Below are 535 nucleotides of genomic sequence, written 5' to 3'. Positions count from 1 at the left end.
TCCAGTCGGTGTTACCCGACCTTCACCCTGGGCATGGCTAGCTCACCCGGTTTCGGGTCTACTGCCTGCGACTATGCGCCCTATTCAGACTCGGTTTCCCTTCGCCTCCCCTATACGGTTAAGCTCGCCACAGACAGTAAGTCGCTGACCCATTATACAAAAGGTACGCAGTCACCCCACGAAGGGGCTCCCACTGCTTGTACGCACACGGTTTCAGGTTCTATTTCACTCCCCTCTCCGGGGTTCTTTTCGCCTTTCCCTCACGGTACTAGTTCACTATCGGTCAGTCAGTAGTATTTAGCCTTGGAGGATGGTCCCCCCATATTCAGACAAAGTTTCTCGTGCTCCGTCCTACTCGATTTCATGACTAAGAGGTTTTCGCGTACAGGGCTATCACCCACTATGGCCGCACTTTCCAGAGCGTTCCGCTAATCTCAAAGCCACTTAAGGGCTAGTCCCCGTTCGCTCGCCACTACTAAGGGAATCTCGGTTGATTTCTTTTCCTCAGGGTACTTAGATGTTTCAGTTCCCCTGG

General features: G+C 52.9%; 1 rRNA gene. It reads right to left on the bottom strand.

Going from position 1 to position 535, the window contains the following annotated elements:
- Positions 1–535: ribosomal RNA gene (locus E6R62_RS38930) — 23S ribosomal RNA — on the bottom strand; the annotation flags it as partial.

Origin of the sequence: Streptomyces sp. A1136, assembly GCF_004795055.1 — a bacterium.
Lineage (GTDB): Bacteria > Actinomycetota > Actinomycetes > Streptomycetales > Streptomycetaceae > Streptomyces.
Note: the sequence above shows the minus strand (reverse complement) of the source record. Positions and strands in the feature narration are given on the sequence as shown.